20 protein-coding genes are annotated in these 21,145 nt (G+C 67.2%); 6 read left to right on the top strand and 14 right to left on the bottom strand.

The window, feature by feature from the left end:
- Positions 1-24: 24 nt before the first annotated feature.
- From AB0C02_RS26265 to AB0C02_RS26285, 5 genes are all read right to left on the bottom strand, one after another.
- Entirely contained in the window at positions 25-900 is an 876-nt protein-coding gene (locus AB0C02_RS26265; RefSeq protein WP_357551610.1) for a hypothetical protein, read from the bottom strand.
- Between the two features lie 430 nt (positions 901-1,330).
- Positions 1,331-2,704, bottom strand: coding sequence for a hypothetical protein (locus AB0C02_RS26270; protein WP_357551611.1), 1,374 nt, complete (start codon positions 2,702-2,704; stop codon positions 1,331-1,333).
- A 48-nt stretch (positions 2,705-2,752) separates the two neighbouring features.
- Positions 2,753-3,406 carry a hypothetical protein gene (locus AB0C02_RS26275; RefSeq protein WP_357551612.1) on the bottom strand — a complete coding sequence of 218 codons (654 nt, stop codon included), beginning with the start codon at positions 3,404-3,406 and terminating at the stop codon, positions 2,753-2,755.
- A gap of 725 nt (positions 3,407-4,131) precedes the next feature.
- Positions 4,132-4,737: a hypothetical protein gene (locus AB0C02_RS26280; protein ID WP_357551613.1), complete on the bottom strand. Its 606-nt coding sequence runs from the start codon at positions 4,735-4,737 to the stop codon at positions 4,132-4,134.
- Between the two features lie 569 nt (positions 4,738-5,306).
- Entirely contained in the window at positions 5,307-6,344 is a 1,038-nt protein-coding gene (locus tag AB0C02_RS26285) for a hypothetical protein (protein ID WP_357551614.1), read from the bottom strand.
- Positions 6,345-7,101: 757 nt separating this feature from the next.
- On the opposite strand from AB0C02_RS26285, the gene AB0C02_RS26290 reads away from it, so the two are divergent.
- Both AB0C02_RS26290 and AB0C02_RS26295 read left to right on the top strand, forming a co-directional pair.
- Positions 7,102-7,299: a hypothetical protein gene (locus tag AB0C02_RS26290; protein ID WP_357551615.1), complete on the top strand. Its 198-nt coding sequence runs from the start codon at positions 7,102-7,104 to the stop codon at positions 7,297-7,299.
- A 73-nt stretch (positions 7,300-7,372) separates the two neighbouring features.
- A complete protein-coding gene (locus tag AB0C02_RS26295; RefSeq protein WP_357551616.1) occupies positions 7,373-7,696 on the top strand; it encodes a hypothetical protein in 324 nt (107 codons plus the stop codon).
- 95 nt (positions 7,697-7,791) lie between these two features.
- Here AB0C02_RS26295 and AB0C02_RS26300 read toward each other — a convergent pair whose 3' ends face one another.
- A complete protein-coding gene (locus AB0C02_RS26300; RefSeq protein WP_357551617.1) occupies positions 7,792-8,181 on the bottom strand; it encodes an Lsr2 family protein in 390 nt (129 codons plus the stop codon).
- Positions 8,182-8,278: 97 nt separating this feature from the next.
- Between AB0C02_RS26300 and AB0C02_RS26305 the strand changes: the two genes are divergently transcribed.
- A complete protein-coding gene (locus AB0C02_RS26305; RefSeq protein WP_357551618.1) occupies positions 8,279-8,473 on the top strand; it encodes a hypothetical protein in 195 nt (64 codons plus the stop codon).
- Between the two features lie 20 nt (positions 8,474-8,493).
- A complete protein-coding gene (locus tag AB0C02_RS26310) occupies positions 8,494-9,300 on the top strand; it encodes a nucleotidyltransferase domain-containing protein (RefSeq protein ID WP_357551619.1) in 807 nt (268 codons plus the stop codon).
- A 643-nt stretch (positions 9,301-9,943) separates the two neighbouring features.
- On the opposite strand, the gene lexA is transcribed toward AB0C02_RS26310, so the two are convergent.
- From lexA to AB0C02_RS26335, 5 genes are all read right to left on the bottom strand, one after another.
- Positions 9,944-10,594, bottom strand: coding sequence for a transcriptional repressor LexA (gene lexA, locus AB0C02_RS26315; RefSeq protein WP_357551620.1), 651 nt, complete (start codon positions 10,592-10,594; stop codon positions 9,944-9,946).
- 872 nt (positions 10,595-11,466) lie between these two features.
- Positions 11,467-12,198 (bottom strand): DUF981 family protein, encoded by a 732-nt coding sequence (locus tag AB0C02_RS26320; protein WP_357551621.1) that lies wholly within the window; start codon positions 12,196-12,198, stop codon positions 11,467-11,469.
- A 7-nt stretch (positions 12,199-12,205) separates the two neighbouring features.
- Positions 12,206-12,436, bottom strand: coding sequence for a helix-turn-helix domain-containing protein (locus AB0C02_RS26325; protein ID WP_357551622.1), 231 nt, complete (start codon positions 12,434-12,436; stop codon positions 12,206-12,208).
- 479 nt (positions 12,437-12,915) lie between these two features.
- A complete protein-coding gene (locus tag AB0C02_RS26330; protein ID WP_357551623.1) occupies positions 12,916-13,383 on the bottom strand; it encodes a hypothetical protein in 468 nt (155 codons plus the stop codon).
- Positions 13,344-14,603 carry a nitric oxide synthase oxygenase gene (locus AB0C02_RS26335; RefSeq protein ID WP_357551624.1) on the bottom strand — a complete coding sequence of 420 codons (1,260 nt, stop codon included), beginning with the start codon at positions 14,601-14,603 and terminating at the stop codon, positions 13,344-13,346. The genes AB0C02_RS26330 and AB0C02_RS26335 overlap by 40 nt, the downstream gene beginning before the upstream one ends.
- A 1,671-nt stretch (positions 14,604-16,274) precedes the next feature.
- Between AB0C02_RS26335 and AB0C02_RS26340 the strand changes: the two genes are divergently transcribed.
- Positions 16,275-16,904, top strand: coding sequence for a hypothetical protein (locus tag AB0C02_RS26340; protein ID WP_357551625.1), 630 nt, complete (start codon positions 16,275-16,277; stop codon positions 16,902-16,904).
- A gap of 811 nt (positions 16,905-17,715) precedes the next feature.
- Here the strand turns inward: AB0C02_RS26340 and AB0C02_RS26345 are convergent.
- On the bottom strand, positions 17,716-17,853 hold the full coding sequence (locus AB0C02_RS26345) for a hypothetical protein (RefSeq protein WP_357551626.1): 138 nt from the start codon (positions 17,851-17,853) through the stop codon (positions 17,716-17,718).
- Between the two features lie 216 nt (positions 17,854-18,069).
- Here AB0C02_RS26345 and AB0C02_RS26350 point away from each other — a divergent pair, with 216 nt between their 5' ends.
- Positions 18,070-19,455: an IS1380 family transposase gene (locus AB0C02_RS26350; protein ID WP_357551627.1), complete on the top strand. Its 1,386-nt coding sequence runs from the start codon at positions 18,070-18,072 to the stop codon at positions 19,453-19,455.
- Positions 19,456-19,877: 422 nt separating this feature from the next.
- Here AB0C02_RS26350 and AB0C02_RS26355 read toward each other — a convergent pair whose 3' ends face one another.
- Both AB0C02_RS26355 and AB0C02_RS26360 read right to left on the bottom strand, forming a co-directional pair.
- The gene (locus AB0C02_RS26355) at positions 19,878-20,624 is read right to left on the bottom strand and encodes a phosphotransferase (protein WP_357551628.1); all 747 of its coding nucleotides are present in this window, start codon (positions 20,622-20,624) and stop codon (positions 19,878-19,880) included.
- Between the two features lie 11 nt (positions 20,625-20,635).
- Positions 20,636-20,842 (bottom strand): hypothetical protein, encoded by a 207-nt coding sequence (locus AB0C02_RS26360; RefSeq protein ID WP_357551629.1) that lies wholly within the window; start codon positions 20,840-20,842, stop codon positions 20,636-20,638.
- Between the last annotated feature and the right edge of the window lie 303 nt (positions 20,843-21,145).

The raw sequence follows: 21,145 nt of genomic DNA on the forward strand, positions 1-21,145 counted from the left end.
AAGGTGGTTGCTTCTTGACATCACTTAGGACTTCACCTCTGCCGATCCTGCGGGCACCTGGGTGGTCGTAACTTCGTCCGCGGCGCGTGCAAGGGATGCGCGCCGTGGTGACAACGATGTCAGCGGCCCAGCGACGGGTAGCCGAAGGCTGTCGTAAAGATCGAGAACGTGTTCTGCCATGGTCAGCGTTAGGGACAGCATGCTAGCCAGCATGGCAGGCGGTGGCGCGATCTTCAGCCGCACGATCCCAACGGTGGAGCCAGGTAGTTCCTCAAAGTCCATCAAGGTGTATGTCCATTCGTCGCCGTGCGCGCACGCGCTGCAGCTCTTCCATAGATACTCGGCCATGTCCGCAGTCTTGTCGTCGAAGCCGAGCGACCGCACGATCTGGTTCCACGGGTCCTTCTTCTTGACTTTGACCATCGACAAGTTGTTCCGGCCGGCAACCGCCCGCACTTGGTCCAAGCGCTCGCCAATACCGTCACTGCGTGTGAGTTCGGGGAAGTGCGGCTCCAGCAAGGCGTCGGACTTCTGGAAATCCATCGCGTCCCTGTACTGCGCCTGCAGCGCCCTCAATACACGCTCGGTCGCGTCCTTGCCGGATATGAGCCACATGGCGGATCCGAGGTTTTCCACCGCCGCACGCAGCAGGGTGAACGCCGCGTACGTCGGCAGTATGTCCGCGTTGACGATCAGCGCCCGGATCGCCGTCAGATGGTCGATGGCGAAGTCGAGATGCCGGACAGCGTAATGGCTGACCGTGAAGGGTGCGGCCGCAGCATCGGCGACCGCCAGAATCGACCCTGCGTGTACCGCGAGGGAACCGTCATCGGGATACCGGAGCCGTTCTAGCTCGTCGATACGGTCGAACAGGCGCTTCGGGAATCCGGCTTCGTTCACCCGCGCACCCTAAACGGCAGCGGCCGCGGCCAGCCACCGGGTTAACCGGGCGATTCGCTCGGCGCGCAGGGCCTGCCGCTCGGCCTGGTGGCGTTCGAGGACGACGGCCCGAGCCCGGGCGCGGGAGGTCGGACGGCTGGCCGGGCCTGACGCTCCTCGACTGCGGACGCGGCTGGCCGATCGACATGCTCGCGCTCACCCGTCTGCGCCTGCAAACCGCCCACCGCGAGCAGCAGGAAGGGCCGCCCGTAGGAAACGGGTCACCAGATCCAACGGGGATGATCTCGGTAGCCGACCGGCCAGGGAACGGCTCGGGGCAGCGAGAGTGTGCCGCGCCACGCGATGATGTTGCGCCGTAGCCCGATCACTGGGCTGGCTCTATAAGCACCAGAGGGCTGTGCTGTGCAATCCCGGCCGCCGGCCCGCAATGTCACGCCGCGGAATCAGGCAGGTAGCCGTGTGCGATGAACAACCGTGTGAAGTAGCGGCGCAGCATCGGCAGAGACTGTTCCTGCGACTGGAACTCCGCGCCGCCGAAGCGCACGACCTCGTAGCCGGCCAGGTGGAGTTCCCGATCTGCGGCGACCGTCTCGGCGTAGCGACGAGGGCTTGCCCGCCCGTCGTCCTCGGCGTAGTGATGCTTGCCGTCGCACTCGATGACGAGCCGCCAACGGCCGCGCATCAGCAGTAGGAAGTCCATCCGCTGGCGCGGTAGCGGTCCCGGCTCACGCCGCTGGGCCCGGGTGTAGGGGTCGTAGTGCAGGTAGACCTGTGGAATCAGCGCCGGCAGGTCAAAGCCGTGTTCGCTGAGCAGCTCGCCGTATGCGCGGAACACCTGCCGCTCTGGGCCGGGTGGATCCAAGGGCTTGCGGTCGCGGTCCAGCGAGCGCCGGAGACGCAGGTACAACTGCCGACCGGCCTCCTGTTCGCTGGTCCCGGGCTCAGCGTGGATTTCGGTCCACCAGGTGACCAGTTGCCGCCAGCTCAACCCGCTGGGGTCCAAGGCGCGGTCGTAGACGAGGCAAAACTCGCCGTTCTTGCTGATCTCGATGGTGTTGCTCACCGCGTCGGTCAGCACCAACTCCGGTTTGGGACCGTCCGCGGCGAAGATGAGGTTCTTGAACGGCGAGTCGACTCCGGTACGCCGGCCGGCGTGCACCTGCAGCAGCCCCCACAGGCGTGGTCGGTAATGCTGCTCGACAACACGTGAGCCGAGTTGACACAGCTGATCCAGGGTGTAGTCGCTGGTCCGGCTGCGCACGTACGCGCGCTTGCTGCCCATCGCCTCGTCGACGTCGCCATCCCCGAGCCCGAACGCCCGGCAGACGTCCGGGAGCTTGGTGGCACTGACCGGCCACAACGCCTCGGCGATCTCGTCGCGCAGCTGCATGGCATCCGTGCCGCTGCCCAAGTCGTTGCGGGCGAAGGGGTCGGCGAGCACGGATGCGACGCTCACCTGGTGATTGCCGCTGTCTCCCCACTTCCGGACACGATCAAACTGGGCTGCGATCACCTGCAGATCCGCCGGCCGAAACAGCCCGACGAACGCGGGATGTACGCGCAGCACGACGGGAACGGACGCGCGCTCCCACGGCAGCGATTCCCCGATCTCTACCTGCTCGGCCAGTGACAGCAGCCGCGCCGCGTGCTGATTCCCGGCCTGGACCAGCATCTGCGACACCGTGGCTAGCTCCTTGCTCGTCTGGCTATCCACCGTGGCGTCCCTCGGGCACGGTGTCACTGTAGGCGAAGACACCGACACGGACTCTGTGCTTCGAGTCCGGAACCTGTCGCCTGTGGTCACCGAACCGCTCCGTTGAACGGCATTCGATCTTCAGTGCCTCCGTCCCGGTCATGAGTGGTACCGCTGGTGCAGGCGGTCGAAGAACGCGCTGAGCAGGTGCTGTGCGGCATCGTCGTCGACGAGCTCGGCGCCGCCGAAGCGGTACACCTCGTACCCCTTCAGGCGAAGGTCGCGATCTGCGCGCATCATGTCGGCGTACTGGCGCGGGTTGGCGCGGCCGTCGTCGTCAGCGTAGTGCTGCTTGCCGTCGCATTCGATGACGACGCGGGCCCGGTGAGGCAGGAGCAGCAGGAAGTCCATGCGCTGACGTGGGAGCGGGCCGGGCGCCCGTCGCTCGGTCGCGGTGTATGGGTCGTAGTGCAGGTAGACCTGCGGGATCAGGGCTGGGATGTCGGAACCGAGCCGGACGTAGCGCCCGGCGTAGGTGCGCAGGATGCGCCGCTCGGCGTCGTTGTCGCCGAGCGACTGGTCCAGCCTGCGATAGAGGCTGCGTGAGATGTCCCGGTCCGGCTCGCCGGTCATCCCTTGTCGATCGGCCCACCAGTCGGTCAGCTCGGCCCAGGTCAGGCCGTGTGCGCCCAGCGGCCGGTCGTACACCAGGCAGTTCTCGGCGTTGCGGACGAAGTGCAGGTCGTTGTTGACGGCGTCGTCGAGCACGATCTCCGGCTTGGGCCCGAGCGCGGCGAAGATGAGGTTCTTCATGGAGCCGCTTCGTCGCCAGGTTCGCCGGACAGACGATGATCGCCCGCCTCACCAGTCCGAGTCGCTGCATCTCGCGGAGGTACAAACCAGCCATGATCGTCTTGCCGGTGCCTGGCTCGTCTGCAAGGAGGAACCGTAGCAGCGGTTGCGGCAGCATCGCTCCATAGACGGCTGTCGTCTGGTGAGCGTACGGCCTGAGCTGGGTCGAGGCGATCGCACTCGACTCGGCGTTAGTAGCCGCAGCGGCCATCCAACGGGTCCACATCCCAGCTAGCACACGCGCAGAGTCAGCCCTGCCGTCGGAGAAGATGCCACGCGCCTTTTCCGTGTCGCCTGCCTGTATCGAGACCTCATGCAGCCTCGCCTGGTCGTCCAGCAGAATGAGTACCCAGCCACCGTCAGAGCTTGGCATCGCGAGCCGGACTGTGGCGAAGTCTGGTACTCCCTCCGCGCGCACTCGTACACGCTGCCCCTGCTCGAACACCGCTCTCCAATCGAAGACAATGCCTACGAGGGATGGCCGTCCTGCTACTGCTTCTGGCGATCTGACGATACGGGCCGAGCGACAATCTGACCAAGAGCAAGCCGAGAGCCTGATCACACTGGGGAAGATGGTCCCTGGGCCGGCCTGTCAGTTTCTACGACACGCACCAGCAACTCCATAGACCGTCCGGTCAATGATCGGTTGGGCGGCTTCGCCTGGCCGGATTAGAGCGCCGCATGGGTCACGGTCGTCCCGTCTGATTCACCCCCTGGCCGGCCACCTGTCGGGCAACGGGGGCGGGGCCAGCAAACAGCTCGACAGTCCGCGGACTCGCCTTCGTGACGCTCCGCACATGCAAGGCAAGCAGACGGCGTGCTTCGGCGAGCTGCCGGAGCACATGCATAAGCTCGTCCTCGTCTTGCATATCCCGCTTGCCGTTGGTCTGCATCGCGGCTTCCATGACGTTGCTGACGCCATCGAGCACCTCGTTGCTCAGCCGGATGCCTTCAGGATTGCCACTAACCCAGATCTCGGCCCAGGCCTCCTCCATGGCCGCCATGTCCGCCGCCAGCCAGTCGTGAAGCTCCATCAGGTCGAGCGGCTTCTGGAACCCCCATAGGAGGTTGCTCGCCTCCCGAAGCCCAGATCGAAAGTACTTCTGGCGCCTGAGCACCTCGGCCTTCTGCGCTAGGCGGAGCGAGAGCGCCAGCAGGACAACGTACGACCTCTGCATTGCGGCGCGATCTTCTCGGATGCGAGCGAGCCGAGCCTGCACCGCCACCACACCCAACGAGGCGAACGCGGTCAAGCCGGAGGCGACCAGCGCTGCGATGACTTCTGATGTCACTCAGCCATGATCGCGCGAGTGTGCAAGGCCCTCCCGCCTCGGCCGACTGGACCAGAGCGACATGACAGAGGCGCGGCGGATACTGCGCCAGCTTGTCACATGTGTCGAGGACGGTGAGTTGAACGCTTCACCACTCATGCTCGCTGGCCTCGCCGGGGCGCTAATTAGACCACGTCGACGCGTCTGGAGAGCTTCGTCGTGGCGAAGTACGACCCTCTGACCGACTTCCTGAAGCGGCACGAACAAGGCGAGATCCGGATGTCGTTCCAACGGCTTGAGGACGATCTCGGGCGTGTCCTTGCCAGCGAGCGCGTGGTCCAGGGACCTGTAGGGAGCAACACGTTCAACCAGACCCGCGTCCAAGCACGCGCCCGGCCGATCGCTGGATGGAAGGCCAAGGCGATCGACCTATGGGCGCGGGTTGGTGACCTTCGTCCGAACCAGTACCTAACACTCACCGCTGGAGGATCCCGGACACCCACACATAGCCGATGAGCGGTCGCGTCGCCAATACTCCGCTGAGCGCTGGGAGGTCGGCAGCGCTCCGGATCACGCGGACGGGGCGCTGCTCAGGACTTCTCCTGCCCCGGGTCAGTCCCGGCCACGATCGGCGGGAAGCGCCGGTCCCGTGCCATCGCCTCCCAGTACGCCTTCACGGCCATCTCACGGGCACGGTCGCGTGCGCGCGTGGTCCCGCCCTGCCGCAGGCGTTCGGCCAGCGGCGTTCCGGTGTCGCTCAGGTCCACCTGCGCGGGTAGTCCACCCGGCAGCGCCATGCCGGTGATCAGCGTGGGTAGCACGACGTCGCCGACGTGCCGCGAGAGGCAGTCAAGCTCGTAGCTGGGGCTGACCCAGACGCCGCCGTCCGGACGCTGCACATGTAGCGCGGGCGAAGTGTCCACGGGAGTGAGCACGCCCTTCTGGACGACCTCAAGGACGGTGCCGGCCTCGATGTGCCGCATGCCGAGTTGGCGGGCCCGTGGCACGTCGTCCAGCCGCTGAACCAGCGACCGGCCGGCGGCGAGGCGGATGGTGCGATGCTTATCCTCGTTGGAGTAGTCGCGGAGAAGAACCAGCGGATGCTCGCTGCCCAAGTCGGGGCCACCGCCCATCAACATCGACATTGCCGGCGGGATCGCCGGAACGGATACCTTGTCGACGAAGGGCTGGAGCGCTGCGATGCGCTTGCCCAAAGTGGCGGTGGTCGCGAATTCGATGAGCCGCTGCCGTACGAGGCCCTTCACCTTGTCCTCGAACTTCTTCGGGTTCTCGTAAATCAGCATGCTCACGGCCCGAGCCTGCGAGTCGGTCAGCGGCTCATCGCGATTGCTCTCCACGAGGTAGAACACCACGTTGTCGATCGCTGACCGGAGGTGGTGGACGGCCCCGCTGAATAACATGGCGGCGATGGGCGGCACCGGCCTGATCGTGACCACCTCGACATCCAGGTAGCCGGGCGTCCGCTCCACCTGCCTCAGCGTCAGCGGCCCCTCGTCGTCCGGTCCTCGCGACCACGCCAGCGCGATCTCGGCCAACTCGAAGGCGAGTTGATCGGCGTGCGCCAAACGCATCGCTACCGGGTGCAGTGCCTCGGGCAGCCAGTCCATCGCTCTCACGGCACCGACCCTAATTAGTCGGCCATTCCCTCGGCGGTCTGGTGGCCTGCGGTGTGACCGCCGAACGGCAGGGACACGTGCCGCAAACTCGTGCTTGAGGACATCGGCCCGCCGGAAAGCGACGAATACACCCCGCAACACCAACATCCGCAGGAGCCTGTTCATCGACGGCTACATCGACTGGAACCCGCGTGACCGGAGCGCGATTGCCCGGGACGACAGCCACCGAATCGTTTGCTAACCGCACGCATCGCTCCACCATCTAGCTATCGACCACGTGTCACACGCCCGCCCACTCACCGCGGCGGGCCCATCCGCAGCTTTCGATCGGGAACCAACCCGAGCCGGCAGGGGGCAAGGTGGCCTTGCCCCCTGCCGGCCGTGGCCGCCCAGGGTTCGCACGTCTTATGGGTTCACGGGTACCGCAGTGGGTCACGTTGATGTCGGCTCCGGACATGACCAGGGCGATATCCACAACCCGTCAGAGTTATCCACAGCCCAGCGTCCGGCGCTCGCGGGCAGCGGGGCCGGCGGCTAACCCGAGGCAGGTCGGCGAGGTCACCGCTTCGGCCGCCGGCCACGGCCATGTGCAGTGGAGCAGTGTCGGCCGCAGGCCACCGACCCTGTCGGTACCCGCAACGATATGGCCGTTCGCGGGCATCGGTGCCGCGCGCCACTGCGGGTCCTACTCGGGCGGCTGAGTCGGATGCCCCGGGTCTCGGGCTCGTCGAGCGCGTACCGTCGCAGGGTGGACGTGCTGCTGCGCGGCGGGCCAGGCGACGGGCAGGTGGTGCCCGGCGGTGGGGAGACGGTCGTGTGGCGGGCCTGCCTTTACGAGATCACCACCGAATGCGGCCACCAGCGTGGCCGTGACCTACGCGTCTACCGGCATCGCCCCGACTGCTGTGAGCCGTACGGCCGGCGTGGAGAGGACCGCTGCGAATGACCCGCCCCCGCTGCGCACCTGCTGGTTCACCACCTCAACCCGCCAGGGAATCGAACGTGTGTACGATTCGGGTGTGGAGGAGGTGGTCCGGCGGCTCTGGAACGGCGTCTGGGGGCGGCTGGCCCGCCGTGACGTGTGGCTGGTCCGGCAGACCCGCTGGACGGTGATCGCCCGCGCCGGCGACACCGAGACCGGGAAGGTGCTGCGGTGGGCGTTCGACACGCAGCGGGAAGCGGCGGACATGGTCGACCGCCTCCTACGCGCCGACAGCGCCGGGCAGTGGCGGGAGCAAACAGCCGGCACGCCACCCCAGCCCAGCGGCATTGATGCGAGCGGCCCTCCGGCCGGGCCCACCGCCAACCCGCAACCGAATGAGCCGCCGCGCTCTGGCCGCTGACATCGGGAACAGCAGCACCGTGTCGGCCTGCACCCCATGAGCGTCCGCTATTTGTGCTGCTGGCCAGGAGGAATGCCTCCGCCGGGCCACTGGGGTTAACGGCCGGCAGTGGCGTGGTACTCGTCGACGATTTCCTGCGGGATCCGGCCCCGGTCAGAGATGTCCTTACCGGCCTTCTTTGCCCAGGCGCGGATGGCCTTGTTCTGCTCCCGATCGACGACGGCGCCGCCTCCAGTACGGGCGGCTCGCCCGCCGCCTACGCCTGCCACGCCACGGATCGTCCGCCCGCCGCCGCCCACGACACCGCCGCGACCGACCTTGGTCCCCTTGGCGGTGTACGGGGTGAATACATCGCGCAACTTATCCGCGTTGGCGGTCGAGAGGTCGATCTCGTACTGCACGCCGTCGAGGGCGAACCTGACGGTCTCGTCGGCGTCCCCGCCGTCCAGGTCATCGATCAGCTTGTGGATGATCTGCTTTGCCACGTCTTCGTTCCTTCCGATCCGCTTGCGTCGGTGGACTGCACACTATCCCGCTGTAGGTTCTCGTGGATCTTGTCGGCGGTGGTCGTGTGGACCAGCAATGGAGCGGCTGCTTCTCATGACGATGTCGCCGGCTGATTTTCAAGATCGTATCGTTTTCCTTGGCGGTCCTGCCAGCAGGGCGGTGACGATCGCGGCGAGATGGTTGGATCGGATCATGACGGAGCCCTTGCCGCTGGCGGCCTACCGGCTTGATCTCCTGCGCTCGCTTGTGGCTTGGATGTTGGGCGTATGACCGGCGCAAACGAGCAGTCGGTGGACGCCCTGCCCGTGAAGGCCCGGGCGCTGGTCGCCCGATATCTCGATGAGGTGGATGCGGCCCTTCCTGGGTTTGTGGAAGGGCTGTATGCCGTCGGGTCGATCGCCCTCGGAGCGTGGCAGATCGGGCGGAGTGATATCGACACGCTGATCGTCACATCACGCGCGGCTGATGCTGATGAGTTGGCCGTTCTGGCCAAGATCCATGCCGGTATGCCTGCTGGCCCATGTTTCGATGGGGTCTACCTCGATCGGGTCACCTTTGGTTCGCAACCGATCGATCGGCGCATCGTTCCGTTCTTGGTCAACGGACAGCTCCGCACCGACAAGCCGTGCGGTGAACTGAACCCGGTCGTCTGGCTGGTCTTGCAACGGTACGGGTTGCCCGTCCGTGGCCCCGCCGTCGCCGATCTTGGCTTGGAGGTGGATCTCGGTGCGCTGCGGCGTTTCAACCTGGACAACCTCCAGACTTACTGGGCGCCGTTGGCGGATGAGGTCCGGGCGGCGCTGCATGGCCTACCCGACGACGAGCTCGCCGACGCCACGGAATGCACCGGTGAGGGCGTGGTGTGGTGCGTGCTCGGGCCGGCGCGTCTGCACTTCACGCTGGCGAACGACGACGTGATACCCAAGGCGGGCGCTGGTGCGTACGTGGCCGCGATCGTTCCCGCATATGGGCCGCTGGCGGATCGTGCTGTCCGATGGCGTCAAGGCGAACCGGCGACGTTCACTGTCGCCGACGCACGCGCTGCCGCGGACTCCATTGATGCAGTGGTGGCGGATGCCGTGCAGAGGTGGGGCTGACACGCTTCTTCTTCGAACACGAGGGACGACGTCTTCACGAAGATGTCGTGCGGCTGGCGGGATCGGCGTGGGCGCCAGCCTGGTAGCGGTTTGGCGTAAAGGTCGAGCAGCCTGGCGCCCTGAACTCGATGCCCAGATCTGATTGACCGATGGGGCGACGGGCCACCACTGGCACCCGTTACGGGAGATGGTCTCGGCTCGGGGACGATGGCGCCGGCGCGGTCTCAGGGGACGCACGGGGTCGGCCGGCAGCGCTGGCCGTCACCACGCTCATCGCGTACCGGATGTCGTCGAGCTGCGGTCCCCCGGCGTAGCGCAGCTGCGCACCGACGCGCCGCGCGATCGGCACCTCGAACACCACAACCGACGGCGGGCCACCCGATCCCCCAGTCATGATCAGCCACCCGCCCCCGCCCGTCGCACCTCACCGCAGGCCGTTCCAACGCCACCAACGGGTTCATCCCGCTCTGTGAGTTGGTCGCCGCTCGCCGCAGCCACATCGCGGCCCGGCTCCCGCAGCGCTCGCACGTTCCGCAGCAGACACCCGGACCGTTGCCGTCCAGATACAGGGCAGTCACAGTCTGGACGAGATGCCCCGACAAGGTCATCACCCAAGCCACCCCACCCTGATGAGCGGCGAGGCCTACGGGCGGTGCAGCACACAGACGACCTTGCCGAGAATCGACGCTCCATCACCCGGGATCACCGGGTAACCCGGGTTGCGGGGAACGAGTTCGAACCGGCCGTCGCGGACCCGGTACTGCTTAACCGTGGCCTCGCCGTCGATCATGGCGGCGACGATGTCACCGTTGTCGGCCACCGACTGCTGCCGCACGACAATGACATCCCCGTGCGTGATGCCGGCGTCGACCATCGAGTCCCCGCGTACGCGTAGCGCGAACAGACTGCCCCTGCCCACCATGTCGGCAGGCAGCGACAGGACCTCCTCAACATGCTCCTCGGCGAGGATCGGCGTGCCCGCGGCGATAGCCCCCAGCAGAGGCACCGGCACTCCCCGACAGGCGCCGGACGGCGGGAATGTGTCATCGGCAGCCGGCGGGCGGGCATCAACCGCTCGCGGGCCGCCCGGGGTACGGCGCAGCAGACCGCGCCCTTCCAGGGTCTTCAGGTGATGAGCCACCGACGACGGCGAGCCCAGACCGACCGCAGCGCCGATCTCCCGCACCGTTGGCGGGAAGCCATACTGCTCGACCCATCCTCGGATCACCGCGAGGACCTGCCGCTGCCGATAGGTCAGCCCAGGCGGATCCGGGGGCGCGTCGGAGACGGTCACGCCACGACGATACCCCCGACATTCGATCATTTGTGCTAACCCAGGATGAGTTTCTCCGGTGCGAACCGCTCGCCGACTCGCTTACTCGCGGGACTTGGTGTCAGCGAACGAGCCGTCCCTCGGGAAGGCCGTTCGAGCGCGCGGCTGGGGACGGCTGCTTGGAAGGTTGGCGGCTCAGGGCAGCAGTGACGCCCCATCGGTCAACCGTCTGTCCGTACGGACCCAGGCATCGGCGACGGAGTGAGGAGGCGCAGGCGTTCGGTTCGGTATCCGAACGGCCGGCCAGGGCAACCACGGGGGCAGCCGCCCTGACCGGCTATGCCGCAACCGTACGGGTGCGCCTGGTCGCCGGCAACGGGTCAAGCGGATGGCAGAATTGCGCCTGTTCGGGGTGGCCTGGCTGTTTTCTCGGCTCATGGTGGACGCTGGCTGGCGGCGGTCGGCTCCGCCGGTCGGTCGGAAGCCCTTGGCGGAGCCCGCTCACGCGGGACCGCAACAACTGCCAATGCCCCGCACAACGGCTGGCGCGAGGATCCTGGAGCAGGGTGCGCGAGAAGCTGCGCTGCCTGCAGCCCACCTTCGTACCTCACCTACCCACCGACGTGCGGGCACCGACGTCGATGCCCTGGCCCCCGCGCGATCGAGATCCCGGGCTGCTGACCCGAACCCGCCTCCAGTCGATGAGTGAAGCAGGTAATGCGTCATCAATGGATGTGATGCCGCTGGCATCACCGCCACCAGAGCCGGCGAGCAACAGACCGTGGCGTGGGATCGGACCCGGGCGAGGCGGGATCCGGTGCTGGCGGAGGTTCCGCTCCCCCGCCAGCACCGGAGTCCGGTTCCGCCGCGGTGATGCCGGCGGCATCAGCCCTCTATACGAAGGCCATTCCAATGTGGGTGTAGTACACGAGCGCGCCGGTGAGCATCCAGCCGGCCCCGGCGGCGGTGAACGCCACCCCGGAGATGGCCATCAACGGACGGTTGCGCAGCCACACCCCGATCGGCGCCAGGGTCGCCCCGACGCCGGGCAGGCCGAAAAGGCTGCTGAGGCCCGCGTTGACCAGCCACTTGGGGGCGGTGCCGAGGATCGGCTCCTGGACGGGTGCGGTGGCGAAGATTTCGTGTTGGAAGGCGGCGACCGTGACGGCGATCAGGCTCAGGCCCAGTCCGAGGACTAGGACGGCCGGTGGGCCGGCTGCGGCGTACAGGCGGCCGACGGGGTCGGGTCTGGCCAGCAGGTCGTCGCCGCGCCTCCATAGGAAAATCGCCGCGGCGATCAGGAGGAATCCGAAGGGGGCTGTCAGGCCGCCGAAGAACTCGTTCTTGAACTGCTCGCCCTCGAGCCCGATGCTCTGCGTGAGGACCATGTGCAGGCCGCTGACGGCCAGCAGGACGCCGGCGGTTCCTAGCGCGAGCGCCCACCCATCAAGGCTGGCGACCTCGCCGCGGTGTAGCTCCCTTCCGAGCAGCGCTACCAGAATGAGGCCAGCCCCCGCCGACAAACCCATCATCGTCGTATACATACACATTCGCCTTTCTGAGAGCATCTGCCTGGGGCGGAACCGAGGATCGTCCCTTGCCTCAAGCCCTGTATTGGTAAACACGCGTTCATCACATGGGACCTTGACCATCGGCTGGCAATCGGGCGTCGGTTCCCTTGGTCAACAGTTCGAGAATGGCAGCGACCGGTATTCGGTAGTGACGTCCAACCTTGAACGTTCGCACGGGAAGCTGCTCGGCTTTAGCCAACTCGTATGCTTTTGTTCGGCCGATGCCTAGAATTGCCGCCGCTGTCACCACATCGGTGACGGTCCAAGGGAACGAACTTGCTCCAGACTCCATCCCTCGGGCGTTAGTATGCCGCGCCTTTGCTCGCTCATCACTTCAGCTCCTATCGAAAGCCGAATACCAGGGAGGCGTTGCATTCTTCGCGCAACTGGATCGCCAGTTCTGGCCAGAGCGTGGAGAGAGCATGGCATGAACCGACCCCGACAACCCCTTAGGTTGATCTTCGATCAAGCTGCTCCGGCTAGTGCGTTCCCGCTCTCACACGCTAAATCGTCCTAGGACATGCCCTGTGTTGGTGGTCATCACAGGTCAGGATCCGCGCGCCATGCCGAATCACCGTCACTCAGCAGTCTTCCTGCACCGCGATTGGCTCAGGTCATCGAATAGTGGGGCAGCAGGGAAGGTGGTGCCGACGCTGCGATTCTCACCATTATCCGTCATCCAACTTTGCTTCGGCATATCCTCGTGACTTGCTCAACGCGCCCTGCGCTTCATGAGCCCGGGGCCCGCCGTTCGGCGGGCCCCGGGATCGCTCACCAGTCGCCGACGGCGGTGAATCCGTAGTAGCGGCCCAGGTCGATGCGAACCCAGACGTAGAACTTGGTTCCGTCCTTGACGTTGGTGGCGATGTTGCGCCACTGGCCGACGGGCACGTGCGTCCAGTAGTTGCAGGTTGCGCGTCCGTAGAAATTAACGCATGCGTCAAACGGGCCGTAGTCCTTGCCGTTGCCGGTGTTACGGATCTGAATGTCGCGGCATTGGCTCGTGGCGCGGTAATAGCTGGGGTACTTGGGGTAGCTGATGGTCTCGACGCCGTTGTACTGCATGAAAGCGTCGACGGCGCCGAGCTTGGCACTGTACGGAGCCGCGCGGCAACCGGCCGCCTGGGCGGCCGTGGAGATGCCGACGAGGGCGACGGCGACGGTCATCACGGTGACGGCCGCCGCCGCGGCCAGGCGGGTCAGGCGCCGGTGGGTACGTGCGGGTGTGCGTGTGGACATGTGTCCTCCCTGGTTTGGTTGGGTGTGGCGGCAGCGGCCGGGGGGACGTCGGCGTGCTGGCGCGGTGAGGGATTGTGGCCGGGCGTCGGGTGGCCGGCGATGTGGGCGAGGCAGTACGGGTCCGGAGCGAGGGCCGGGGTGGGTTCGCTGGTGCTGTAGTAGCGGTTCCAGGAGGGGTCCTGTGGAGTCATGGGGTAGCTGTTGAGCCAGCTCCAGGTCCCCGCTACGGCGCGTCCCACCGACTCTTCCTGCTGGACGAAGCGGCTGAACGACCTGCTCTCACGGTGATGGTCGGTGATGGATACGCCGGCGCGCTCGAAGCTGTGCAGCACGGCCTCGTGGAGGGTGAGCAGGGCTTTGTCCGCGCGCAGTCGGTCCTGGTGGTCGAGGCCCAGGCCTGCGATGACGGCGGGGAGCTGGTCGTAGCGGTGTTCGTCGGCGAGGTTCCGGGTGGCAATCTCGGATGCCATGAAGGTGCCGCTGAACGGGGCGGGGAACCGCAGGCCGCCGATGTCGAGGGTCATGTTGCTGACGGCGGGTACGGCGGGCCAGCGCAGTCCGAGTTTGGCGATCCACGGGTGATCGGGGTGCTGGATCGGCACCTCAAGGATGCGCGCTGGCTCGGTTGGCAGCAGGTGCAGTTCACCGTCGGCGGTGGCGGCGATCCAGGGCAGCATGTCGAACGGGCCGCGTCGAGCGGGTCCGGGCCAGCCGAGTTCGGTGGCCAGGCGGGTCAAGGTCATGTTGGCGGGGTCGCCGAGGACGCCATCGCTGCTAGGCCAAGCCGCGTAGCGTGCCAGCTGCGGGCTGATGATGCGCACCGGTGGCGGGCTGGTGCGGGTGGAGGGAGCGAGGACGGTGATGACCGAGCGGATCCGGCCGCCGTTGGTGGCTTCGTCGAGGTGAGCAGCCAGTTCTCGCCGTACCTGGTGCAGGTTGGTGATGTGGCGGCGGTCGCGGACGATGAGGCCGGGCCACCGGCGCCGGCCGATGCAGGGGCCGGCGTTTCGCCAGGCCACCCGCGCCCCGTAGGCCAACTCGTCGTAGGTCGGCTTCCACGTCCCGCACGTCAGGACTTGGGCGCGCACCTCGTGCCAGCGGCGCGCGAGCCCGGGCATCCCCAACTCGTCGTGCCGGTGAACGAGGAAGTCGTGGGCTTGGGTTAGCAGCTGCTCGGGCAGCATGTCCGCCCGTTGGCGCGCAGTCGGCGTCGCAGTCATCCGTCACCGCTCCTCATGGCCATGGACGTTGCAGACGCGGAAGATGTGGTCTTCGCGGCCGTGGAGGGTGCCCGTCTGCCGCCCTCGTCCCGTCGGTTGGCGACCGGTCCGAGCGAGCCGGCCAGCGCCGGATAGCTCCCGCATCGGACTCAAGTGCTGGACGTGGCGGTAGGTCCCCCCACCCGCCGCCGGTGCCGGCGCGGCCCGAACAGCAGTAGGCGCGCCTGCCGAAGGCATGTGTCGTGGTGCTTTATCGGCCTGCGAGCAGCCTGCGAGCACCGCCACCGTGACGAGGTCAAGCCCAAGGTGGCTGAGTCTGTTCCGGCGCCGCCCGGCCACCGACGGGGTCAGAGTCATGCCATCTCCTCCTGGTTGCGGAAGCTCCTGCTCGCCCTCGACGCGACCGGCGAACCGGCCACAGGGTGCCGCCATCGCGAGCCTCGTTGACTCGCCATCTGCGACGCCAATACGTCGGCGGGATCCGCGCGTGAGGCACATCGCCCTTTCCGGGGCGCAGAACATTGTCCGGCCGCAGAATTCGCGACGGACCACCAAGGCGGACGGCCCTCTGCCCCGCTGCGGAACCTCGCCGTGCATCAACAAACTCAGCACGGCCCCGACGTGCATGTCCACACATACGGCTACACCTAGCCGGATCCTCACGCCTTCGCTAGAAACGCGACAAGCCCTCTGAACAGGGGAAAGGAAAGACTCTGGCCAAGAATCAGTGGAACTCTCACTGGCCTGCGCGACCGTCTTTCGCTAGCGTTCGCGGCGCACGGCAACCGCAGTCATGAATCCACGCCGAATGTAGCGAGTCGGCACATCAACGGGGGAAGGAAAGAGTCCGTGAAACGTCGTTTGCCGAGTACCATTCAACGTGCAGTTGGCTGGCTTGCCTTCACAATCGGAATGGCCGGTGTGGGAGCAGTCTTGCCCACGCCGGCCTTCGCTGAGGCCGCTCCAACCGGCGAGGCTCCGGCCGTCGTGACGGCCCAACCGAAGCCGGATCGGTCGAAGGCCGACGTCGATCCGCCCGCACCCGATCCGAAGCCCAGTCAGCAACCCGAGCCGACTGATCCACCGCCGGATCCGGAGCCAACAACGCCTCCCGGGCCCGATCCCACCACCGCCCCTCCCAGCCCCCACCCGAGTACACCGCCCTCACACTCACCGAACCCGGGCAGTGAGTCCCCACGGCCATCGAGCAGCGCCTCTCCGGGAACTGGAGCGTCGGCACTGCCCGGCAGCAACGCCGGGGGCGGGAGCGAGACCGACACGCCATCTGGACCGTCCCTGCCGGTGACCGGCGCGCACCTCGCCCCGGTCGTCGGCATCGGCACCACGGCGCTGGCCGCCGGCATCGGCCTAGTCGTCGCCGGACGCCGACGGTTGGGCTGAGCATGAGGCCGCACCACCCGCAGTGAGCCCTGAGGCAGCTCCGGCAATGAAGGGAGGTTGACCGTGACGCAGCAGCGCCCGGACCAGGCGATCTGGCCGGTCTCACGCGATGACGTGCCCGCCACCGCGCCTGGCCGGGCGCCTGCCGTCCCACCCGTCCACCGCGCATCCACCCCCACCACAGATGCTCACACGTCGAACAACACGAGCACCGCTGCGGCTTCTAGCCGGGCTCGGTCTCGACGTCGAGCCTTGCGCCGTGGCCTCGCCGTGGCTATCGCCAGCGCGCTCATGGCTGCCGCCGCCGGGTTCGGCCTCGGCCGGTGGAGCAACCAGACGCATCACGACAGCGCTCCGACCGCCGCCTCCCCCACCCCACGCCGTTCCCCCGCCAGCGGCGGGCCATTCACACAGCGCCAAGCAGCCGCCAACCGTGCTCACTTCCCCACCCCGGTCGCCGCATTCGCCGAACCGTGGCTGCCGCAGATCGGCGACTGCACGACCGCCCCGAACGGCGGAGGCCCACAGCTCGGGGCCGGCGAGCAGAGCCGCACCCGCTGCGCCGCCGGCATCATCACCACCTACTGGATCTCCTACCGCACCAGCGCCGACCGCGACCGCGCCCAGGACCGATACCAGGCACAGGCTGCGGAAACACCACGCCTGGCTCCCGGCGCCAAACCTCCAGCCGATCAGGCAGTCCCCCACGGCTCCCACACCGTGCGTTACATCGAGTACGCCTACCAGGTCCCCTCAGGACAACACGCGGGACAAGTCGTCGCCGCCCTGTGGTGGAGCGACCCGACGCAGCCCATCGCCGGGATCCTGCTCGCCTACTGGGCCGAAGGTCTGGACTCTTCCTGGGCGCCGCTACGCGACCTATGGGACCAGAGCGGATGACCTCATCCCAAAACGCCCGCCCGCGGCGGGCCAGGCGTCGCCCCACCAGTTGCTTCCAGTGGAACGGTGGCGGGCTCTCCGACCGCGAGGACACGAACCGCGTGGTGCGCGCGCTCCGCAGTCACGACGACCCAGCGACCGGTGCCGGGGACCGACAAGGCCACGTAGTGGCATCGGCCGCACCACAGTCCTGAACGCCACACCCACATTGCCCGCTCGACGCTCGCTCGCGATGCTTGCATGCGTCGCCAGCGCGCAGCCGCTACCAGCCCGGCGACGCCACCGGCAGCTGCCAGAACCGTTGCCGCGAACACAGCCGCGACCAAGTCGCGCGCCGGTGGCGGTTCCACGAGCAGCCCGTAGCTGATGAAGGCCACCAGCGCAGCGCACACCGCGGCCATCACGGCTGGCCGCGACGCCGATCGAGGGTATGCGGGAGGCCGAAGTTGCACGGCGAGCAGGCTCGACGACACCGTGACGCTGCGGCTGCGTACAACGAACATGCCCCCAGCCAGTGACGTGGTGGACGTACGCGCCACTCGCGCCCCCGCCGCATGAACCGCTGGCAAGGAGCGCGTTCCGCTTGAAGATCCGCAGTGCGGGCAGGTCGACCCGGATGCCATGCCGGCGAGTATGGCCGACACCTACGACATACGGCCGCGAATTCCCGCCGCCGGTTCCTCTGAAGCCAGGTGTCAACGACGGCCCAGATTTTCACGCTCGTCGGCAGGTGGTAGCCACAACGCCCCGCATCGGCGAGCGCGCTGGTGTCGCGGTATACGAGTCCGGTGCACTAAGCCCAGGTCGCCACTCAGCCGCCATCCGTCGATGGACTCTCACCGGCGACAGAAGATGCACCCGTCGTGCCGTCCCACTGGCTGGTCAGGTTGAAGCGGACCGGATAGTACTCGAATACGCCGCGGCCCACGACCCGGACGTGCGCGATCAACTCGCCATGTTATGCGCCGACCATCATGCGACTTGCCTGCGTTCGCAGGTTCGCGTCGATATAGGCGGCGGCCGGGGGACCTAAACCTGAATCCGTGGACCGGGTCGGCTTGTAACGGCGTCCGAATTGGCGTGTAGATGACGAGAGTGCCCTTCTGGGCTGCGATGATCGGGTTTGTCTACGACCTGATCTGCGCGGCTTGGAAGGGCACTCTCGGTGCAACGATCTCATGGCTGGCGCGCGGACGGCGCGGTGTTCGACGAGGAGAACATCGTGTCGCACGCGGGCCTGGTGCCGGTGCTGGAACTGGCCGAGCGGGCCGGGTTGTCCCGGCTGTTGGATGAGCACGTCCGGTTCGCCGACGAGCGAGTCAGGTCGGGTGCGGCCAACCCGACGCCGAAGCTGACCTCGATCATCGCGGGGATGGCCGCCGGGGCGGACAGCATCGATGACCTGGACGTCATCCGCGCTGGCGGGATGAAGAAGCTGTTCAGTGGGGTCTACGCCAACTCCACGTTGGGGATCTTCCTGCGGGAGTTCACTCACGGCCATACTCGGCAACTGTCGGCGGTGCTGCGCCGGCACCTGGTCGCGCTCGCCGCGCAGACCCCGGTGCTGGCCGGTATCGGCGAGCGCGCCTTCATCGACATCGACTCGCTGCTACGCCCGGTATACGGGAACGCCAAGCAGGGCGCGTCGTTCGGTCACACGAAGATCGCGGGCAAGACCATCCTGCGGCGGGGCCTGTCGCCCCTGGCCGTCACGATCTGCACCGAGGCTGCGGCGCCGGTGCTGGCCGGGGTCCGGTTACGGGCCGGGCGCGCCGGCTCGGCCAAAGGCGCGGCGTCCATGGTCACCGAGGCGATCAACACCGCCAAGGAGGCCGGCGCGCGGGCGAACACCATCCTGGTGCGCGGCGACAGCGCGTTCTGCAGCGGCAAAGTCGTCGCCGCGGTCGCCAAGGCCGGTGGGACATTCTCGTTCGCGATCGCCCGCAACCCGGCCGTCGACGCCGCGATCAGCAGCATCAGCGACGAGCAGTACACGCCCGTGCACTACCCTGGCGCGGTCACCGACCCCGACACCGGGCAACTGATCTCCGACGCCCAGGTGTCCGAAGTGGAGTACACGGCGTTCGCCGGCACCCGCTACGAGATCACCGGCCGGCTCATCGTGCGCCGCGTCCTGGACGCCAACACCCAGGACCCCCTGTTCCCGGTCTGGCGCCACCACCCGTTCTTCACCAACAATCCCGAGCCAGTCGCCGACGCCGACATCACCCACCGCCGTCACGCCATCTGCGAAACCGTCTGGTCCGACCTCATCGACGGCCCCTGGGCACACCAACCATCCGGAGTGTTCGCCGCCAACGCCGCCTGGTGCATCCTGGCCGCCATCTGCCACAACCTGCTCCGCGCCGCCGGCACCCTCACCCGCACCACCCGCTACACCCTGGCCCGAGGCGCCACCCTACGAAGCCACCTGATCAACATCCCGGCACGCCTCGCCCGCCCCCAACGCCGTCCCGTGCTCCACCTACCAACACACTGGCCCCGCGCCCAGGCATGGCTCACCCTCTGGACGGCCGTCTTCACCACCTGAGCGCCCACATCCCCGCAACGCCACCCCCGCCAGCACACATCCACGCTGACCCCACGACCAAGATCCGAGAATGCTGGGCAGACCAGCAGCACAACCACGGCCTCAACAAACACCAAGACCGACTTACGCGCTCACCAGCTCGACTCCAAGCCGGTCCACGGATCGAGGCTAAAGATGCAGGTCAAGGCGTTACAGGCTGTTGGAAACTGCTGCGAAGACGCCTAGTGACACGCCTGCCTGTGGATAGCTCGGTTTAGCTGGAGATCTATCGGGGTTGTCATAGTCGGTGTACCCGCTGGCACGTGTACGTGAAGGCGTCGACACGTAAGACTCGCGACGGGCAGCCGATCCGCTACCTGCAGGGCGGTCGGAGGGCTGGTTTGTTGGGGATCTGGCTGCATTTGGGCCTCGTTTTCGCGTCGTTAGAAGGTCTTCGTGATCAGGTCTCGCGCGTGGCGTTGGGCAGCCGCAGGGTCGGGTGGGTTTGCGGTGACCGCTGACATGAGACGTCCGAGCAGGTGAACGGAGCGGTAGGCGGCCAGAGCCTCCTCCGAGTGCGGGATGTCGTTGTCGGCGAGGAGCCGGGCCAGCCGGACCGGATGGACAGCGAAGGCATGAGCGGCCCGCGCGTAGTCGAGGCCCGGATCTCCGTAGATCGCCAGCTCCCAGTCGAGGCCCGCAGTAGCGGCTGGCTGGAACAGGAAGTTCCCGGGCTCCGGATCGTTGTGCAGGAGGTGAGGTGCGGCAGGTTCGGGCAAGGGCGCGCAGGCGAGTGCCTCGGCCGTCGCGGCGGCTTCGTGGAATCCGTGGCGGGCAAGCGCGGTCTGATACGAGAGCAGCCGCTGACGCAGATACCCTCCCCAGCTTGAGGCAGCCGGGGCGAAGAGCCGGCCGAAGCCGGGACCGGTGATCTGGTGGACGCGGTGCAGGTAGGTGATGACGCGCCGTTCCGCGTCCTCGCCGCTGCCCGCCGCCGAGCCGTGCAGACGTCGCAGGATCAGCAGCTGGCGGCCCCGAATGGAGCCGCCCGCGAGGACTGAGGGGGCTTGTATGCCGGCTTCGGACAGCCGCTGCAGTGCCGCCTTCTCGGTCTGGGCGCGCCAGGGTTCGCGGTAGATTTTGACCACTGCGCCGGGCAGGCGGAGGAGTCGGTTGGCCGGGGGAATCACGGTGGCTCTCATTAGCGTGAGGCTGGGCTGCTGGCGAGGGCTGAGCGCACTGTCTCGGTGAGGGCGGCGTGCGGGGTGCGGGTGCCGAATCGCAGGCTTACGGCTGGCAGGTCGGCGAGGGCGTCGAGGACGCGGGCTCCGTTGCTCGCCAGGTCATCGGTGCTGCTGGTTCGGATGTCGAGCCAGTCGCTGGTGTAGATGTTGTCGCCCGGCGACATGCACTGGGCGCTCAGTAGTTCGCGCGCTGGCCCGGGTCGCGTCGGTTGGAGATGGAGGTCCTGGGAGCCCTGGAGGATTTGAGGAAAGACGATGAGGTCCAGGGTTGCGGTCGCTGCCAGGGGGGTGCCAGTGCGCTCATGCCATTCGGCCGGCAAGATGTGCAGTTTGTTGGTGGCCTGGAAGCTCTTCCAGTCGGTGTCCGTGGTGGGCTTAGTGGCCGCGCAAATAGGTCAGTGGGGCGCTGGCGGGTAGGAGACGGGCACAGGCATCAGTGATCATGAAGGTTCCTACGCCTAGTGATC

This window comes from Micromonospora sp. NPDC048999, from assembly GCF_040649295.1.
GTDB lineage: Bacteria > Actinomycetota > Actinomycetes > Mycobacteriales > Micromonosporaceae > Micromonospora.

Excerpts from the sequence above, each read along its gene's own strand:
- AB0C02_RS26275 (WP_357551612.1), bottom strand. The coding sequence starts at position 3,406 with ATGAAGAACCTCATCTTCGCCGCGCTCGGGCCCAAGCCGGAGATCGTG.
- AB0C02_RS26285 (WP_357551614.1), bottom strand. The coding sequence starts at position 6,344 with ATGGACTGGCTGCCCGAGGCACTGCACCCGGTAGCGATGCGTTTGGCG.
- AB0C02_RS26305 (WP_357551618.1), top strand. The coding sequence starts at position 8,279 with ATGGAGCGGCTGCTTCTCATGACGATGTCGCCGGCTGATTTTCAAGAT.
- AB0C02_RS26325 (WP_357551622.1), bottom strand. The coding sequence starts at position 12,436 with ATGGAGTCTGGAGCAAGTTCGTTCCCTTGGACCGTCACCGATGTGGTG.
- AB0C02_RS26330 (WP_357551623.1), bottom strand. The coding sequence starts at position 13,383 with ATGTCCACACGCACACCCGCACGTACCCACCGGCGCCTGACCCGCCTG.
- AB0C02_RS26335 (WP_357551624.1), bottom strand. The coding sequence starts at position 14,603 with ATGACTGCGACGCCGACTGCGCGCCAACGGGCGGACATGCTGCCCGAG.
- AB0C02_RS26360 (WP_357551629.1), bottom strand. The coding sequence starts at position 20,842 with ATGTCGCCGGGCGACAACATCTACACCAGCGACTGGCTCGACATCCGA.